The sequence below is a fragment of the Amphibacillus marinus genome (genome assembly GCF_900110345.1).
GTDB classification, from domain to species: Bacteria; Bacillota; Bacilli; order Bacillales; family Amphibacillaceae; genus Amphibacillus_D; species Amphibacillus_D marinus.
This window is the reverse complement of the sequence record NZ_FODJ01000005.1, coordinates 91,411-108,210: the sequence shown is the minus strand read 5'-3', so window position 1 is coordinate 108,210 and position 16,800 is coordinate 91,411. Positions and strand designations below refer to the sequence as shown.

At 38.8% G+C, this 16,800-nt stretch carries 17 protein-coding genes; all 17 read right to left on the bottom strand.

Features of this window, described 5'->3' with window-relative positions:
• Window positions 1-284: 284 nt before the first annotated feature.
• Entirely contained in the window at window positions 285-1,292 is a 1,008-nt protein-coding gene (locus tag BM000_RS08650; RefSeq protein WP_091496929.1) for an AimR family lysis-lysogeny pheromone receptor, read from the bottom strand.
• Window positions 1,293-1,450: 158 nt separating this feature from the next.
• Window positions 1,451-2,242, bottom strand: a complete 792-nt coding sequence (gene spoIIQ / locus BM000_RS08645; RefSeq protein ID WP_091496927.1) for a stage II sporulation protein SpoIIQ — start codon at window positions 2,240-2,242, stop codon at window positions 1,451-1,453.
• A 57-nt stretch (window positions 2,243-2,299) separates the two neighbouring features.
• Window positions 2,300-3,319 carry a stage II sporulation protein D gene (gene spoIID, locus BM000_RS08640; RefSeq protein ID WP_091496925.1) on the bottom strand — a complete coding sequence of 340 codons (1,020 nt, stop codon included), beginning with the start codon at window positions 3,317-3,319 and terminating at the stop codon, window positions 2,300-2,302.
• A 549-nt stretch (window positions 3,320-3,868) separates the two neighbouring features.
• A complete protein-coding gene (locus BM000_RS08635; protein ID WP_091496923.1) occupies window positions 3,869-4,828 on the bottom strand; it encodes a nuclease-related domain-containing protein in 960 nt (319 codons plus the stop codon).
• 264 nt (window positions 4,829-5,092) lie between these two features.
• Window positions 5,093-6,403, bottom strand: coding sequence for a UDP-N-acetylglucosamine 1-carboxyvinyltransferase (murA, locus tag BM000_RS08630; protein WP_091496919.1), 1,311 nt, complete (start codon window positions 6,401-6,403; stop codon window positions 5,093-5,095).
• A gap of 36 nt (window positions 6,404-6,439) precedes the next feature.
• Entirely contained in the window at window positions 6,440-7,126 is a 687-nt protein-coding gene (locus tag BM000_RS08625; protein ID WP_091496917.1) for a YwmB family TATA-box binding protein, read from the bottom strand.
• A gap of 78 nt (window positions 7,127-7,204) precedes the next feature.
• The gene (locus tag BM000_RS08620) at window positions 7,205-7,438 is read right to left on the bottom strand and encodes a DUF1146 family protein (RefSeq protein ID WP_091496915.1); all 234 of its coding nucleotides are present in this window, start codon (window positions 7,436-7,438) and stop codon (window positions 7,205-7,207) included.
• Window positions 7,439-7,638: 200 nt separating this feature from the next.
• A complete protein-coding gene (locus BM000_RS08615) occupies window positions 7,639-8,043 on the bottom strand; it encodes a F0F1 ATP synthase subunit epsilon (protein ID WP_091496913.1) in 405 nt (134 codons plus the stop codon).
• A 1-nt stretch (window position 8,044) separates the two neighbouring features.
• Entirely contained in the window at window positions 8,045-9,451 is a 1,407-nt protein-coding gene (gene atpD / locus BM000_RS08610) for a F0F1 ATP synthase subunit beta (RefSeq protein ID WP_091496911.1), read from the bottom strand.
• A 29-nt stretch (window positions 9,452-9,480) separates the two neighbouring features.
• Entirely contained in the window at window positions 9,481-10,356 is an 876-nt protein-coding gene (gene atpG, locus BM000_RS08605; protein ID WP_091497159.1) for an ATP synthase F1 subunit gamma, read from the bottom strand.
• A gap of 24 nt (window positions 10,357-10,380) precedes the next feature.
• Complete coding sequence (gene atpA / locus BM000_RS08600; RefSeq protein ID WP_091496909.1) at window positions 10,381-11,889, bottom strand: F0F1 ATP synthase subunit alpha; 1,509 nt, start codon at window positions 11,887-11,889, stop codon at window positions 10,381-10,383.
• Window positions 11,890-11,905: 16 nt separating this feature from the next.
• Window positions 11,906-12,451, bottom strand: coding sequence for an ATP synthase F1 subunit delta (gene atpH / locus BM000_RS08595; protein WP_091496907.1), 546 nt, complete (start codon window positions 12,449-12,451; stop codon window positions 11,906-11,908).
• Window positions 12,448-12,978: a F0F1 ATP synthase subunit B gene (gene atpF, locus BM000_RS08590; protein WP_091496905.1), complete on the bottom strand. Its 531-nt coding sequence runs from the start codon at window positions 12,976-12,978 to the stop codon at window positions 12,448-12,450. Before atpF ends, atpH begins: the two co-directional genes overlap by 4 nt.
• 28 nt (window positions 12,979-13,006) lie before the next feature.
• On the bottom strand, window positions 13,007-13,213 hold the full coding sequence (gene atpE / locus BM000_RS08585; protein ID WP_091496903.1) for a F0F1 ATP synthase subunit C: 207 nt from the start codon (window positions 13,211-13,213) through the stop codon (window positions 13,007-13,009).
• A gap of 31 nt (window positions 13,214-13,244) precedes the next feature.
• Window positions 13,245-13,958, bottom strand: a complete 714-nt coding sequence (atpB, locus tag BM000_RS08580) for a F0F1 ATP synthase subunit A (protein WP_091496901.1) — start codon at window positions 13,956-13,958, stop codon at window positions 13,245-13,247.
• Between the two features lie 17 nt (window positions 13,959-13,975).
• Window positions 13,976-14,353, bottom strand: a complete 378-nt coding sequence (locus tag BM000_RS08575; RefSeq protein WP_091496900.1) for an ATP synthase subunit I — start codon at window positions 14,351-14,353, stop codon at window positions 13,976-13,978.
• Window positions 14,354-14,513: 160 nt separating this feature from the next.
• Window positions 14,514-16,655 (bottom strand): S8 family serine peptidase, encoded by a 2,142-nt coding sequence (locus BM000_RS08570; protein WP_245751616.1) that lies wholly within the window; start codon window positions 16,653-16,655, stop codon window positions 14,514-14,516.
• Between the last annotated feature and the right edge of the window lie 145 nt (window positions 16,656-16,800).

The window sequence follows — 16,800 nt, the reverse complement described above, 5'->3', positions numbered from 1 at the left end:
AGTATAACTATTCTTTTATGAGCAAGCGTAAAAAAAAGAATTGCCATCGAAGAATGACAATCCTCTTTAAAGAATTTAATTGTTTTAGACAATGCTAGACTATGTCTCCATGACGCGGATCGTTTCTAATATAAAAAGAAGCAGTTGACCCTTCTCCAGTCCCTTGATTTTGAGATGGAGCTACAATTGTGGAGATACTAACTGAAATTAAAACAGAAAAAACGACACACCTAAATTTCTTTAACATTTTAAAATCCTCCTTATCATTTTTTTTGCAAAAAACTCTAAATAATTTTAAGTTTTGCTAAGGGTAGTCTTGCAAAAAAATAGTCACTTTGCTCCTCAAGAAAATCATTATAGGATTTTAATAACATCCGCTTGTCCTCATACGCCCATCCTTTATAATAAGAAGTAAAAGGTGAGTCATCCTTCAAGTTAGATAGTATTTTTTTGGCTAAATCTATCTCACCTCTACCTAGGGCCAGATGAGCTTGTTCACTTTTGTCTGATGTCACTAATTTGTTTGGCAATTTAAAATGCGCATAGATAAATGGGATATTATTAACTTCTATAACATTATTTAACTTAATGAAATTGTGTTTTTCCGCTAATTTTTTAGCTTCCAATAGGTGAAACCAGGCGAACTCGAAACTATCAAAAATATAAGAAAGACTAATATTCAAATGAAGATTTGCTATTTGGTAATTATCTATCATCACGTTTAATGCCGTAAAACCATATTTTCTTGCTAGAAGCATTTCGTTTTTTTTCCAATGATGATGAAATAAAAAAACATTTATTCGCACTCTAAATAATTTTACTAAAATTGGATTTTTTATGTATTTCACTTTTTCCTTTAACGGGGTAAACTGATTTATAATTTCCGAATAGTCATTTAAGTCAAAATGAATAGCAATATATATAAAGTCTCTAATACAAGCTAAAAATAAATCTTTAGGCTTTAAATTTTCGAAGATTTCGCATAAAACTTTATATCTAATGGTTCCATTTCTCTTGGCTAAAAGTAATTGATATAGGTATGCAGCTTCTTGATTCCTTTTTATCTTAGATTTTTCGTTTTTAAGAATAAGAATCTCCAATTCTCTGTAATAACCATTTATATATAAAAACTCTAATCCAATACATTGTGAATACGTATCATTAGTTAAAAGAAAAAAGTCAGCAAGCATTTCATTATGGTATTTCTTTTCAACATTAGCGTTTAGCCAATCCAAGTAATCTTCAGCTGTTAGATTAGGATTGCTATTTGACTTGTTAATTTGATTCGACACAACTCCCTCCTCCTACTAAAATTATACAATTAAATTATCACACAATTAATGTAAAAAAACAATACACATATTGGCTAATTCGTTCGACAAATATCGCTTTATTCGACAACGTTACAAGTCATGAAAAAGACTTAGCAATTCTGCTAAGTCTTTTCAATTTAACTATGTGTTGTTGTTCGACCAGATTCAAGCTCAGGATCTGGGTTTTCTTGTTCATCTGATTGATCTTCTGTTACTTGTTCTGCTTGATCAACTACAATGTCAGTAACAGGTCGCTCAAGGTATGCTTCTGGATTAACAGCTTTACCTTCTTTTCGGATTTCGAAGTGAACATGGATGCCGTTATCCTTGCCAAAGTCACTTGTTCCAGCATTGGCAATAAATTCACCTTGTGAAACTTTTTGACCTGGCTCCACTTCTACAGCAGTTAGACTTGAGTAATAGGTTACAAGATCATGATCATGCGCGATCTGCACAACATAGCCTAATACTGGGTCTTCTTTTACTTCTACTACCTCACCACTCAATGCTGCGACAACCGGAAGGGGTTCGCTAGTTGTAGCTGCGATATCGATACCTTGGCTTTGGTAAAATTTGTTGCCATAGAATACGAGTGCCTGTTCCTGATCAGCCTGTTCCTTGTCGAAATCGTAAAACTTGGTTACAATTTGGGTTGCACTTTCTGATAGTACGGGTAAGCTTACATTTTCCACTGGGTTCGTGACCATGTCAGATGGTTCATCGAAGTCATATGGGTTTTCACCACGTAATTGATCTTGTAAATTTTCGCCTTGACCAGTTTCCGGTTCAGCAATGCGATCCATGTTTTGGTACCATAACACTCCTGTTAATAAGAGTGCAGCGACGGCAAGATAAACTGCTGGGTAAAAGCCTTTTTTCTTAATTAGACGTTTCCAATGGTATGATAACCCGCGTTTTTCCTCTTTCATTTTCATCACCTCAGCAACCATTCTGATCAGAAAGAGGAAGTTTTATACATCCATTCTTTAATTTTTTGCAACTAAGGTGGTTGCAGCTTCAGTGATAGCAGAAATCTCTACACCTTGATAGTAGTGTTGCACAATTTCCTGATAACCTTTGCCTTCCTTAGCCATCCCATTTGCACCATATTGACTCATGCCAACACCATGACCAAAGCCTTTAGTTGTGAAGATCAAATAATCATTTTTATGTTCAATAGTAAAATCAGTTGATCTTAAATCTAGTTTTTCTCTTATTTCCCTCCCAGTAAATACATTTCCACCCAGTTCTACAGTCTGAACGCGATTACTTGAAGTATATGTCATACGCGGATTTTGCACTGGACTCGTAAAGCTTATTCCTAGCTGCTGTTCCACTTCTGATATTTGAATAGTCTTCTGATCAATAAATTTGGGTGAATCAGCATCCCAATGACTATCAACTGTCACTAGATATGGTAGTGAATTCTCCCAATAATCCTCCGAGTTTTCTGTTTTCCCATTGCTGGTTGAAAAGAAAGCTGGTGTAATTGGATTGTTATCATAAGTTAGTATTTCACCTGCTGTTGCTGCCACAGCTTCAGTTATCTTGGCGAGCTTCCAGCTATAGTCTGAACCCCACAGCTCTTTTAATTCTTCTTGATTACGATAAACTTGATGCTGGACAGTATCTGTAATAACCTGCTCACCATTTGCCGCATCAGTAGCAAGCATATATTGCACAATATAGGTTCTAGCTGCGAGCGCTTGTGCTTTTAAAGCCTCTAATTCAAAATCAGCTGGCATTTCGGATGATACAACACTAATTACATATTGCTCAAGAGGAACAGCTTCAATCTCATTTGAACTTGCCCGCTCAACTTTTACCGTTAACATACTTTCTTCTGGTAATTCGGTTTGCACATTTGCCAATACTGCTGGTGCCTCCTCCTCGGAATGTGAATCTGAGCTTAATAAAACAATAGTTGATGGGATTCCTAATGTGATCACTACCATACTAATTACTACGATTAAAATAGGTTTTAATATTGAACGCTGTTGAATCATAAAGCCCCCCAATCCAAAAATGTTAGTAACAATAAATGATATGCACGATTAATTTGCGCTATTCCATATTTAATTAATGTCTTTTAAACTGATGGTTGCTAGATTTGATTACTAGTTAGCGGATATAGCGAACTGGTGTGGATTTAATCGTAAACTCGCGGATTTAGTGGCTACTGCTACGGATTTATTCACAACTCGCGGATATAGTGACTCAAGCTACGGATTCATTTGCTAACTCGCGGATTTAGCACTCCTGCTACGGATTTATTCGCTAACTCGCGGATTTAGTGGCTACTGCTACGGATTTATTCACAAACTTGCGGATTTAGCGGCTACTGCTACGGATTTATTCACAAACTTGCGGATTTAGCACTCCTGCTACGGATTTATTCACAAACTCGCGGATTTAGCGGCTACTGCTACGGATTTATTCGCAAACACGCGGATATACCCATCAAGGCGCTGATTAATCAAGAACTCGTTATTTAGCTTTACATCAATATAAATCCCCAACACTTTCGCCATACTTATCACCACAAACCTGAATGCTTAAGTTATTAAATTAGATAAGTCATAGATACGTCCTTTATTTTTTCCAGTATAACTTTTTGCCGTTTGTTTAAGTAATCGATAACTAGTATTAGCTGAATCTAGCTTTAGCCACCATTTAGCCTCGTGATTCATTATAGTAGGTTTATATAAGACAGCAAAATGACGCAACGCATCCTTATGAGCAAGCTTATCCTTTGTTAAACAACGGGGACACTCCCAGTTACCAACTAGACATCTCATCAAAATGTTTTGCTTACAGGATTGACATAGAACACCTAGCTTCAAGTCTGTTTTCTTTATTAAGTAGCGCTCTTGTAAATTAGTTGTTAATTGAGTATTGGATTCTATTAGCAACTGATTTAAAGATTTTAATGTGTGCTTGTTGATAAATACCTGTTTATAACTGCGATAAGTTTCATTAAGATAATCAGCGAATTGTTGCAGGGTGACAACGTTAGGGGTTTGGATGGATGTGTCAAGTAGCGATTGATCGTGGGAAAAAACGACAATTGGGTGTATTGGTAGTAAAGGAAAGTTATGGATGGCGAGTAGATATTCTAGTTGTTTCTTTTGTATCAGGGCTTGTAGGTAGGGATCTTCAAATACTTTTTGTTGACCATTGTATTCTTGGATGTATTGCCCCCTTTCACTACATTTTACCAACCCTTTTCTATGCTTAACCTCAATTATAAAACAGACACATTGCGTAAGAATAAGATGATCAATTTGAAAATAAAATTGTTTCCCCCTTATACGGATACTTGTGAGATGATAGCCATCTGTTATCTCTAAAAAGTTAAAATGATAGTAAAGAGATGACTCACCTAAATAGCCAGCTAACTCTCGAGCATGCTGCTCTTTTATCTTGTAATATTTTGGATAATTTGAACTTAGTCTAGCTAAGAGCACTTCAAGCTGAAGGAGCTGTTTAGATTTCCTTGTTATATTTCTTTTCATAGACAACCTCACTTTGAATGTTTTTCTGTATGATAACTTATAAGATGATCATTTACAAACATCATTTTTTAAAATACTAGAACATAATAATGTTATTATTCTAAGAAAAGTTTCAACTTTAATAAAATTAATTCCTCTTTTCCTAATTTTTTAAAAATTACACAAACCAATAAGGGGTTGCAAACAAGGAACGTACGTTCTATAATAAAGTTAATAAAAAGACCAACCCCTTCGAAAAGAAATTGGCCTTAGCTAGCAAAATAATTATAATGATGAGATCCGTTCAAATTGATCACCGGAAACAAGTTCAATATTAACGTCTTCAATTCGTTCTATATCAGCACCAAGTGCTTTTAACTTACCAGTTAAGTTCACGTAGCCACGATCGATGTGCTTAAGCTCAGTGACACGTGTATAGCCTTCTGAAATTAGTCCGGCTAACACGAGTGCAGCACCTGCTCTTAAGTCGGTTGCTTGAACCTCTGCACCTTGAAGGTTTGTCGGTCCTTCAACAATCACACTTCGACCTTCAATCTTCATTTTAGCATTCATTCGTCGAAACTCTTCAACGTGCATAAAGCGATTTTCAAATACAGTTTCAGTAATAACACTTGTGCCAGTTGATTTAAGCATTAACGTCATCATTTGCGATTGCATGTCAGTAGGGAAACCAGGATGCGGCAGTGTTTTAATATCAACTGCTCCTAATTTTTCTGGTCCGATTACCCGTAAGCCATTTGGTTCTTCAATTACAGTGACGCCCATCTCTTCCATTTTAGAGATAAGCGAACGAGAGTGCTCAAATTCAGCACCTTCAATTAACACATTCCCTTGGGTAAGTGCAGCTGCCACCATAAAAGTCCCAGCCTCAATCCGATCAGGAATAATTGAGTGCTCTGTACCGTGTAATTCAGTTACACCAATAATTTTAATATTTTCAGTGCCTGCACCGATAACTTTAGCACCCATCTTATTTAAAAAGTTCGCTAAATCAACAATTTCTGGTTCCTTAGCTGCATTTTCAATAATTGTTTTACCTTTTGCTAACGCAGCCGCCATCATAATATTTTCTGTCGCTCCAACACTAGGCATATCTAAATAAACCTTTGCACCTTTCAAAGGCTTATCTGTGTATACCTCAACGTAGCCATTTCCGACATGGACCTCTGCACCCATTGCTTCAAACCCTTTTAAGTGCAGATCAATTGGCCGTGAACCAATCGCACAACCGCCAGGTAATGCTACTTTTGCATGACCGTATCTTGCTAATAATGGACCCAAGACAAGGACTGATGCCCGCATTTTTGTTACATATTCTAATGGCGCCTCTGTTAACAAAGGGTTAACAGCATCGACATAAAGTATATTGTCAGTCATTTTGACTTTTGCATTTATATGAGTTAAGACATCTTTCATTGTATATACATCTGCTAAGGTTGGTACATTACTGACCTTTGATTGGCCCTTACTCGCCATGAGCGTTGCAGCAATAACTGGAAGCACGGCATTTTTTGCCCCTTCAACTTTTACTGATCCAGTTAATCTGTTACCACCTTTAATTATTATTTTTTCCAAGGCTCATTCTCCTCTAACATCAAAGTCTATATTTTATTAGTATTCAGTCGTTAGGATAGGTGTTCCAATTATAAAGGTGGTTTCACCATTTGCACCTGTTCGACTAGCTATTTGCACATTCATTTTGTCATTTTCAATTGGTATCGATTGCTTAAACTGTTCTGTATAGCCCGTAATTACTACAAAATTCGATTCTTCAAGTCTATTAATTTCTCTAATCTGTAAATTAGCTTTCAAATCCGTGATAAAATACCTAGTGTCTATGATACCATTTTGAGACAGACTAATACAAGCATAATCAAGCTTTTCATTTGTGTAAATAGTTCCAATGAACGAATTAATTTTTTTGTCGACAGGTTTTCGCTCTAACTCCTTGATATCACCTGATAAATGATATATCACTAGACGTTCATTATTATGTTCTCTTGTGAAAATCGTTACCGTTTCTATTAAGTTATTAGTCTGTTTTCTTTCAAAACGCAGGACTTCAGACTGCTCTTTATTATTAATTGCTATAAAATTAGCTTGCTCAATATTAGCAAGGATATCACTAAGCATTGCTTCCGAGAAGGTTTCCTTTACCACCCATTCCCCAGAAGCAACAGCATATTGATTTTCTTGAGCAAAATTAATGAGTTCTTGTAAAGTTGATTCCCGACTGACAGAAAATAAAACACTTAATAATGTAAGTAGGACAGATGTATGAATAATTGCCTTAGTCATTTTTAGTCACCTCTAATGATTTTACTATCCAGTATGACCATTAGCGGCATCCTTATACTAATAACTAGAAATCCCTCATTAAAATAAATAAAGCAACCGTTGTGACCACGTTAATAGGTCGATGACAAAGTTACTTACAGCAGAACCAATCATAATTGTGACAAATAGGATGAAAATTCTTGCTTCCAAAATTCGATTCTTACTAAAGATCTCATCAAGACGAACAGCCCGAATCACTTGCCATGTGACTGTAATAAAAAACAGGTGTGAGACTATGTTTATAAGCGCCTCAATTCCTAAATCCTGTAGCATTATTTCTTCCTCCTTTTTTGTTATTTCCCCGGAAATAACGTCATAACATGTCGGAATAATTGTACCACTAACCAATTATAGAGGAGACAAGTTGGGAATACAAGCTTAGGAAAATAAAAGCATCTAGTAGTACGTCTATTGGCTCTAAATAGCCTCAAAACGTATGACCAGATGCTCTTTTTTCAAAATACAACTTTATATTATTCTTCGCCCACCATGTTTAACCGATTAATAGCTCGCTTTAGAGCTAGCTCTGCCCGTCTAAAATCGACATGATCGCGTTTTTGTTTTATCCGCCGTAATGCTCTTTCTTTAGCTTTTCGGGCTCTTTGTACATCAATTTTGGCTGGTGACTCAGCTGACTGGACAAGGATCGTGACATGATCTTGATTAACTTCGACAAAGCCACCGCCAATTGCTACTTTAATTGAATCATCTGCTGTCCTTAAGCGGGCAGAGCTAATAATTAAAGGAGCAATTAAAGGGGTATGACCAGGTAATATTCCTAACTCTCCTTGTTCAGCATGCACGACAACCATATTAAAATGATCGTTAATAATTTGGCCATCAGGGGTCACCACTTCAACAGTTAGTTGGTTAGCCATATTACCCCTCCATACGCATTGCCTTTTCGATTGCCTCATCGATAGTACCGACTAGGCGAAAGGCATCTTCTGGTAAGTCGTCATATTTACCTTCTAAGATTTCTTTGAAGCCTCTAATTGTTTCTTTAACTGGTACATATGAACCTTCTTGGCCAGTAAATTGTTCAGCCACATGGAAGTTTTGTGATAAAAAGAACTGAATCCGTCGTGCACGTGCAACAATGATTTTATCTTGATCAGATAATTCGTCCATCCCTAAAATGGCAATAATATCCTGCAATTCCCGATAGCGCTGTAATGTTTGTTGAACAGTTCTGGCAATTTTATAATGCTCAGCACCAACAACATTAGGGTCCAACGCACGAGAAGTGGAGCTTAATGGATCAACAGCTGGATAAATACCTTGTTCAGATAGTTTACGGTCTAGGCTAGTTGTTGCATCTAGGTGTGTAAAAGTCGTAGCAGGTGCCGGATCGGTATAGTCATCAGCAGGTACATAGATTGCCTGAATTGAAGTAACTGATCCGTGAGTTGTTGATGTAATCCGCTCCTGCAAACGACCCATTTCGGTTGCCAGCGTTGGCTGATAACCAACCGCTGACGGCATTCTCCCTAGCAAGGCGGAAACCTCCGAGCCTGCTTGAGTAAAACGAAAGATATTATCAATAAACAGCAAGACATCCTGTCGCTTTTTATCACGGAAATATTCAGCCATCGTTAAACCAGTCAAAGCAACGCGCATTCTGGCGCCGGGTGGTTCATTCATTTGGCCAAAAACCATGGCGGTCTTCTTGATAACACCAGAATCCTTCATCTCAAAATAGAGATCATTTCCTTCGCGTGTCCGCTCTCCTACCCCAGCAAATACAGAAATCCCACCATGCTCTTGCGCAATATTATGAATTAATTCCTGAATCAAAACTGTTTTGCCAACGCCGGCACCACCAAATAGACCGATCTTACCACCTTTAATATAAGGAGCAAGCAGATCAACGACTTTAATGCCAGTTTCTAAAATCTCTGTCTCTGTTGATAGCTTACGGAAATCAGGTGATAAGCGGTGGATTGGTTCTCGTTGGACATCTTCGGGTAGCGGTGTACCACCATCGATTTCTTCGCCGAGAACGTTAAAAATTCGACCTAATGTTTGATCGCCAACTGGCACACTGATGGGTGCACCAGTATTCCTCACCTCATCTCCACGTCTAATTCCTTCCGTTGCTGACATGGCAATTGTCCTCACCTTGTGATCACCAAGGTGTAGGGCGACCTCTAGCGTTACATCGACATCCTGTTCATTTTGGTGTGCCGTTACAACGAGTGCGTCATTTGTTTTAGGTAATTCACCTGCATCAAATTTGACATCGATGACAGGCCCGATAACTTGAGTGACAAATCCTTTATTCATCGATTATTCCTCCTATACCGACACGTTTGTTAGTCGTGCTGAGCATCTGCTCCGCTAATAATTTCAGACAGTTCCTGAGTAATTTGCGCTTGTCTGGCACGATTATACTGTAAGCGCAGATCTGAAATCATATTGTCGGCATTATCTGTTGCGTTGCGCATCGCATTCATGCGCGATGCATTTTCACTTGCCTTACTTTCTAAAAAAGCACCGTATATCAAGCTTTCTGCGTATTGTGGGAGTAATGTTTTTAAGATTTGATCCTCACTCGGTTCAAATAAAAACTCACTATGTGTTTGTTTTTTTAGCTTATCAACGTCATCCTCATTAATGAGCGGCAATATTTTCTTAACTCTGACCTCTTGTGTCATTGCTGACAAATAATGATTGTATACCATTTCAAGTCGGTCAAATTCACCATCAATATAAAACTGCACAGTATCATAGGTCAGATCCTCTAAGTCACTGAAATATGGACGATCGGGCAAATCGGTAACAGCTCTTAAAACAGGCATTTCTCTATTCTTAAAGTATTCTCTACCCATCCTTCCTATTGTAATAATCGTATACTCCCGTTTAGAACGATGTCTTTCTTGAATAATCTCTTCTAGACGTCTGAGTACTTGACTATTAAATGGTCCCGCGAGTCCACGGTCAGAAGTAATGACAAAATAAGCTGTCTTCCTTACTTTACGCGGGATAAGGATAGGGTGATTGTGATCGCCATAGCTTTCAACAATATGGCGAACCATCTCTTCTATTTTTTCAGCATAAGCAATAAATGCTTGACTTGATGCTTCGGACTTTCCAAGCTTTGAAGCTGCAACCATATGCATGGCATTGGTAATTTTCTTTGTTTTTTCAGTTGCTTCAATACGTTTTTGGATTTCTCGTAGTGACGGAATCATGCGCTCGCCTCCCTTTTTGCATTAGGCAGATACAATAAACTGTTTTGTGAATGTGCGAATCGCTTCTTCCATATCTGCTGACGACGCTAATTTGCCTGACTGCCGAATCTCAGCTAATACTTCTGGATAGGCAGCTTCTAAATAAGGATACAGTTCAGTCTCGAAGCGCGTAATATCTTCAAGTGGAATCTCATCTAAGAAGCCATGAATAAGTGCATAAATAATCATTACTTGATTTTCCATGGCAATTGGCTGATGTAAGCCTTGCTTAAGTACTTCAATTGTTCGCTTGCCACGATTAAGCTTAGCTAATGTTGATCGATCCAAATCCGAACCAAATTGAGCAAACGATTCAAGCTCTCGATAGGATGCCAAGTCAATGCGCAACGTCCCAGCGACTTTCTTCATTGCTTTTGTCTGTGCTGACCCACCAACACGTGATACCGACAAACCTGGATTAATTGCAGGTCTTACCCCAGCGAAGAACAAATCGGATTGTAAAAAGATTTGTCCATCTGTAATTGAAATAACATTCGTTGGGATATATGCTGAAATATCACCTGCTTGTGTTTCGACAAACGGTAAAGCAGTAAGTGAACCACCGCCTAGTTCATCACTTAGCTTTGCGGCGCGCTCGAGTAAACGCGAATGCAAATAGAAAACATCACCAGGAAATGCTTCACGTCCAGGTGGTCGTTTTAAAAGCAAAGAGAGTTCACGGTAGGCCGCCGCTTGCTTAGAAATATCATCATAAATAACTAACGCATGCTCACCACTAAACATAAACTCCTCACCCATTGCTACACCTGCATAAGGGGCTAAATATTGCAATGGCGCTGGCGCTGATGCTCCGGCATTAATAACAATTGTATAATCAAGTGCTCCGTGTTTTCTAAAGGTTTCTACTGTTGCTCTTACTGTTGAATCCTTCTGACCAATTGCAACATAAATACAAAACATATTTTGATTCTTTTGATTTAAGATGGTATCAACAGCGACAGTTGTCTTGCCTGTTTGACGATCACCTATTATTAGCTCACGTTGCCCTCTTCCGATTGGTACAAGAGCATCAATTGCTTTTATTCCCGTTTGAAGCGGTTCATGAATGGATTTACGCTCCATTACACCCGGTGCGTGTGCCTCGATTGGACGTGTCTTGCGCGTTTTGATTGGTCCTTTGCCGTCAATTGGCTGTCCCAAAGGATTTACAACGCGACCAAGCAGGGACTTCCCAACAGGGACTTCCATAATCCGTCCCGTTCTGCGCACCTCATCTCCTTCACGGATTGAAAGGTGAGAGCCTAAGATAACGACACCGACGCGATCCTCTTCTAAACTTTGGACGAGGCCCATTGTACCATCTAGAAATTCAACGAGTTCGCCTAATAATGCATTGTTTAGCCCATAAATTTGGGCAATTCCATCACCTGTTTCAATCACAGTACCAAGATCATAAATCTCTGTGTCATTTTGATAATACTGAATTTGCTTTTTTATCAGGGCACTTATATCTTCCGCTCTGATTTCCATACAACGTCACCCCTTCTCACCTTTTGTACAATGGTACAAAGTTCTTTTTCATATTGCGTAAGCGTCCCTGGACCGAGGCGTCATATACTTGCTGATTGACAATAATCTTGAAGCCACCTAAGATATCGGGTTCAATAACGTTAATTAACTTTAGCCGTTTGAAATTGAACTTCGGCGCAAATCGCACTGAAATTTCCTCGAGGCGTTCTTCAGCCAACGGTTCAGCTGTCAGAACCTTCCCGACGCCAATGCAACGATCTCTATTTAATAGGGTGACATAGTAATCAACCATTGACCCAACCTCTTTTTCAGCATGGTGCTCAACCATTATTAGTAGCGTTTTGACTACTTCAGATGAAAAAGTAGTAAAGGTTGATTTAATAATACGGGCTCGATTCATCCACTGCTGTGGGTTTTGCAGAAAGCTAACAAGCTCTGACTTCGCATAAAAAACCTCTTTAATAACCATTAGCTCTGCTTCAATCAGATCACAATGCCCACGTTCACTTGCAACCTCATATAAAGCCTCGGCATAGCGGCGGGCCTTTAATCGGTTTTTCATGTTAACTCGTCTCCTAAACGATCTAATCGTTCTTGAATTAAACGCTTTTGATCCTCTGGACTCATTTCTTTCTTAATAATATCCATTGCAATCTGGAAAGCAATTTCAGCAACCTGCTCTTGCATATCCTGCACCGCTTCTTGACGCTCAATTATAATTTCTTCCTCTGCATCCTGGCGCATTTTCTTTGCTACCGCACGGGCTTCATTGACAATATTCTCTTCCAAGGTCGTCGCTGATCGTCTTGCTTCAACTACTATTTTCTTAGCTTCATGTCGAGCAGAGGCAAGTTTCTCATCAGCTTCTTCAATTGCTCGATTTGCCTGAATACTTTTTTCTTGAGCAGTTTCTAACTCCGTTGCGACAAATTCTTCTCGCTCTTCCATTACTTTAATTAACGGGCCCCAAGCAAATATCTTTAATAAAAATAATAACAATGAGAAACCGATTATTGTGACGACAATATCACCAACATGTAGGCCTCCTACTGTGGCACCGACAACAAAGGATTGTGATGTGCTTAACATCGCGTACACTTCCTTCCTATTCGTTTGACTATAAAATCATAAAAGCAACAACTACTGCTAGAATAGGAATAGCTTCTACAAGTGCGATCCCGATTAACATGACAAGCTGTAGAGGACCACGTAGCTCGGGCTGACGAGAAATCCCCTCAATTGTACTTTTAACAATAATACTATTTGCAAAACTAGCTCCAAGTGCTGCCAAACCGACAGCTAATGCTGCTGCAATTGCTTCCATATCATTTTCCTCCTCAAATCTATCCTGTTAATTAATGATCTTCTAAAACTTTGTGTGACATATACACCATTGAAAGTGTTGTAAAAATAAAGGCTTGGATGGCACCTACAAACAAGCTAAATCCTTGCCATAAAATCATTGGAATTAGTGCGCCAATGACAGTAACAGAAGCCATATTTGCCAGTAATCCTAACAAAATTTCTCCAGCAAAGATATTTCCGTAAAGTCGAAAACCAAGCGTCATCGTGTTGGTAAATTCCTCAATTAGCTTAAACGGTAGCATAATGACTACTGGTTTTATGAAGTTCTTAGCATATTTCTTGGTGCTACGCATCTTAACACCGTAATAATTCGATAAAATAATGACAAATGCGGCTAAAGATAAGGTTACACCTGCATCTGCTGTTGGTGATTTCCACCAAACATCACCGTTATATATCCCAATTGTAATTAACCCTAAAATATTACTAACAAAAATAAACGTAATTAGGGTTAACGCAAGTGGAAGAAATTTCTTCCCGGTTCGCCAGTCCATTGAATCGTTAATTATTCTTTTAACGAAGTCAACCAGATATTCCATAAAGTTCTGCACACCGGCTGGCTTACGCTCTAGGTTTCTTGTGGCCAATACTGCCAGAATAAACGTAACAGCGCACGATATGATCACCATTGCAACCGTTGATAAATTTACACTTAACCAAGGTATCCCCCATAAATTCTCAATAATCGGTGCACCATGATCCATGTTCTCACCCCTTTTTTCTATTTAATATTTTCGGTTCGGACACGGTAACAGGACTCGAGCAAAATCACAACGTACTTAAGCATCAGCCCCATAACTACTGCAAAAAAACTAATAAATTGATCGAAGTACCTTGCGAGCGCAACGACAAGCAGAGCTGAACCAATTCGACTAATTGTTCCAGCTGATGCATATCTTCTATTGCCAATCGCTACCTCGACGATATTATTCATGTTTCTTTGCAGTAACCATAAATTTGTATAGCTTGTCACACTGCCTATTAACAAACCGAGCCAGATTCGGTGTCCTAAAGTAATAAGTGTACAGCCTGCTAGCACCAGTACGATATATCTCAACCATCTAAGTTGTTGCTTAACAGCAGTTTGATAATCCCACATGGCGTTACCTCCACAAAATAGGTGCATTCCTAGGTAAGTACTTAACTCTACACAGATGCTTTTAAAACCGAATAATCCCATTATAACACTCGAAGTCAAAAAAAACCTATAGACTAAAAAAATTCACAAATAAAACCGCTTTCATTCTAAATAGGTCGCTTTATGGCGTAAAAAGCTGCTGAATATGGTCAATTCGGTCCTCTTTTATTAGAATAATGTTGATTAAATACGCTGGTTTTACTTCAATATTAGTTAAATCAATCCTTTCTTCATATAAGCCTGCAGCAACTTCATCTTCATTTAAGATCGTTCCTAAATAGTCATAGGTTACTGGATCATATAGGTCTAACATAATTTTGTCATTCTCTTCTGCAAGCTGGAGCTTGAGTGTATAACTCCCTATTTCATTCAGGACAGGATCGAGTTCAAAGCCTGCTAACTTTGGAAAGGCTGCCGTTTGATTAATAAATAAGTAAGGGAGTTGATAGGTCTGCTTATTTATTTGGACAGATAGATAACCCTGATGCATACCTTCTGCTAATTGCTCTGATCGGATCGTGATAGTAAGTGGAATGGTTTCTGTTTGATTTGGTTGTATGGTTATTGTTGCTGGGAGCTCCCACTTAATTCCTTGTGCAAGATTAGGACGATCAAATTGAATAAGCAAGGGATCATTAGACGTATTTGTTACTTCTAGCTTATGCGTTTTTATTTCCTTAAACTGACTAATTAAGCCAAGATTAAGAAGAGAATTTTCAATAATTACAGGGGTATTAATGGCTGCTAATAAATCAACTTCGCCCATGCCCTGTTCAGTTGGAAGTTGCCCAGCAAGTGGCTTTGCTTGGGTTAGCAAGGCCGCTTTTAACTGATATGGTGTCCAATCCGGCTGAGCTTCTTTAAGGACAGCTAAAGCACCAGCTATATAAGGTGCTGCCATACTCGTTCCTTGCAGACTCGCATAGCCATCTGGAACTGTACTGGTAATATTGACACCTGGTGCCACAATTTCCGGCTTAATTTGCCAGCTTGCGGTCACAGGACCTCTTGAACTAAATGAGGCCACCTCGTTTTCGTGTGTTTGATACATTGTATCAAGCCATACTGACCCTTCTTTATTTGCTTGACTAATTAACCATTCACCGTCCGCCTCTGATATTAGGATAGCAGGGATTTCGGCTTCAAACTCAACTCCTGCTTGAATTTGCTCGTTACTATCATTATAGATAATAACCGCTTCTGCCTCAGCCAACTGTGCCTGCTCAACTTTCTCAGAAAAAGTTAGCTCCCCTCGTTTAAACAAGACAATTTTTCCGCTCGCATTCGGAAGTGTATCAGAACCAATTCCGCCATAAATAACGGGGTAGTCTTTTGTCAATCGCCAAGCTGGAGTACCCTGAATTGCGGTGTAAGCTAGTGTTCGATTTTGAATAGGTTCGACTATGGTTGCTTGTGTGTATGTTTGTGTAGAAGCACCAACTGAGATTGCCTTGGTCGCAGTTGCCGGAGAGCCTACTGTCCATGGGGCAGGACCAGTGTTACCATTTGCAATGACAACAGAAATCCCTTTATCAATTGCGCGATTAACAGCAATACTTGTCGGCCAATCTGGTCCATTAATACTATTACCAAGCGAGAGATTTATAATATCCATGCCATCGTCCACAGCCTTTTCAAGTGCGGCAATCACTTGAATTGTCGTCCCCATTCCTCCTGGCCCAAGGGCACGATAACTGTACAATTCAGCGTCAGGCGCAATACCTTTGTGCTCTCCATTAGCTGCAATAATACCCGCAACATGAGTACCGTGTAAGGTTGGCATTCCCTGCTCTGGTAGAGTTTCCATCGGGTCTCCATCGAAATCAATGACATCATAGCCACCAAAATAATTAGCTGCTAAATCAGGATGAGTATAATCAATCCCAGTGTCAATAACGCCAATCTTTACCCCTTTTCCGGTGTGTTGCAGCTGATTTATTTGACTAACCTCATGTGTAGGAATTTCCTCATCGCTATATATAGGATTGACTTGATAGGTTGTAATGGGATACGCACCCTTGACCGCTTTATCACTTAAAATTCGGTTCAGCTGATACCCTGTCCCCTCCACAACAATAGCATTTAACAGTGTTGTGAAACGTTCAATCACTTTCACATGCGGAAAGTGGCGCTCCAAATCTTGTTCGAAGTTTGCAACATGGGTATTAAGCTCAATTAAAATTTTACTCTTTTCAAGAGTGGCATTAGTTTTTGCAGGAAATAATATTAAAAAAAGCAGGGTAATCATAAGTAATTTTCTCAAAGTTGTAAACTCCTTTTTGAGATAGTTTGTGATTACCACGTAAGAAACATGCACTTTTTAATAAGGTTACTTGGCGTTTTTTTTATTGGTTGAATTGAGATTTGAAGCTTTTAGGAAGTGAATTTCATTTTGGCGATAGGGTGGC

Bases quoted from the DNA above. Each gene is read 5' to 3' on its own strand.
- spoIIQ (WP_091496927.1), bottom strand. From the start codon at position 2,242: ATGAAAGAGGAAAAACGCGGGTTATCATACCATTGGAAACGTCTAATT.
- spoIID (WP_091496925.1), bottom strand. From the start codon at position 3,319: ATGATTCAACAGCGTTCAATATTAAAACCTATTTTAATCGTAGTAATT.
- BM000_RS08635 (WP_091496923.1), bottom strand. From the start codon at position 4,828: ATGAAAAGAAATATAACAAGGAAATCTAAACAGCTCCTTCAGCTTGAA.
- BM000_RS08625 (WP_091496917.1), bottom strand. From the start codon at position 7,126: ATGACTAAGGCAATTATTCATACATCTGTCCTACTTACATTATTAAGT.
- BM000_RS08620 (WP_091496915.1), bottom strand. From the start codon at position 7,438: ATGCTACAGGATTTAGGAATTGAGGCGCTTATAAACATAGTCTCACAC.
- BM000_RS08615 (WP_091496913.1), bottom strand. From the start codon at position 8,043: ATGGCTAACCAACTAACTGTTGAAGTGGTGACCCCTGATGGCCAAATT.
- atpD (WP_091496911.1), bottom strand. From the start codon at position 9,451: ATGAATAAAGGATTTGTCACTCAAGTTATCGGGCCTGTCATCGATGTC.
- atpA (WP_091496909.1), bottom strand. From the start codon at position 11,889: ATGGAAATCAGAGCGGAAGATATAAGTGCCCTGATAAAAAAGCAAATT.
- atpH (WP_091496907.1), bottom strand. From the start codon at position 12,451: ATGAAAAACCGATTAAAGGCCCGCCGCTATGCCGAGGCTTTATATGAG.
- atpF (WP_091496905.1), bottom strand. From the start codon at position 12,978: ATGTTAAGCACATCACAATCCTTTGTTGTCGGTGCCACAGTAGGAGGC.
- atpE (WP_091496903.1), bottom strand. From the start codon at position 13,213: ATGGAAGCAATTGCAGCAGCATTAGCTGTCGGTTTGGCAGCACTTGGA.
- atpB (WP_091496901.1), bottom strand. From the start codon at position 13,958: ATGGATCATGGTGCACCGATTATTGAGAATTTATGGGGGATACCTTGG.
- BM000_RS08575 (WP_091496900.1), bottom strand. From the start codon at position 14,353: ATGTGGGATTATCAAACTGCTGTTAAGCAACAACTTAGATGGTTGAGA.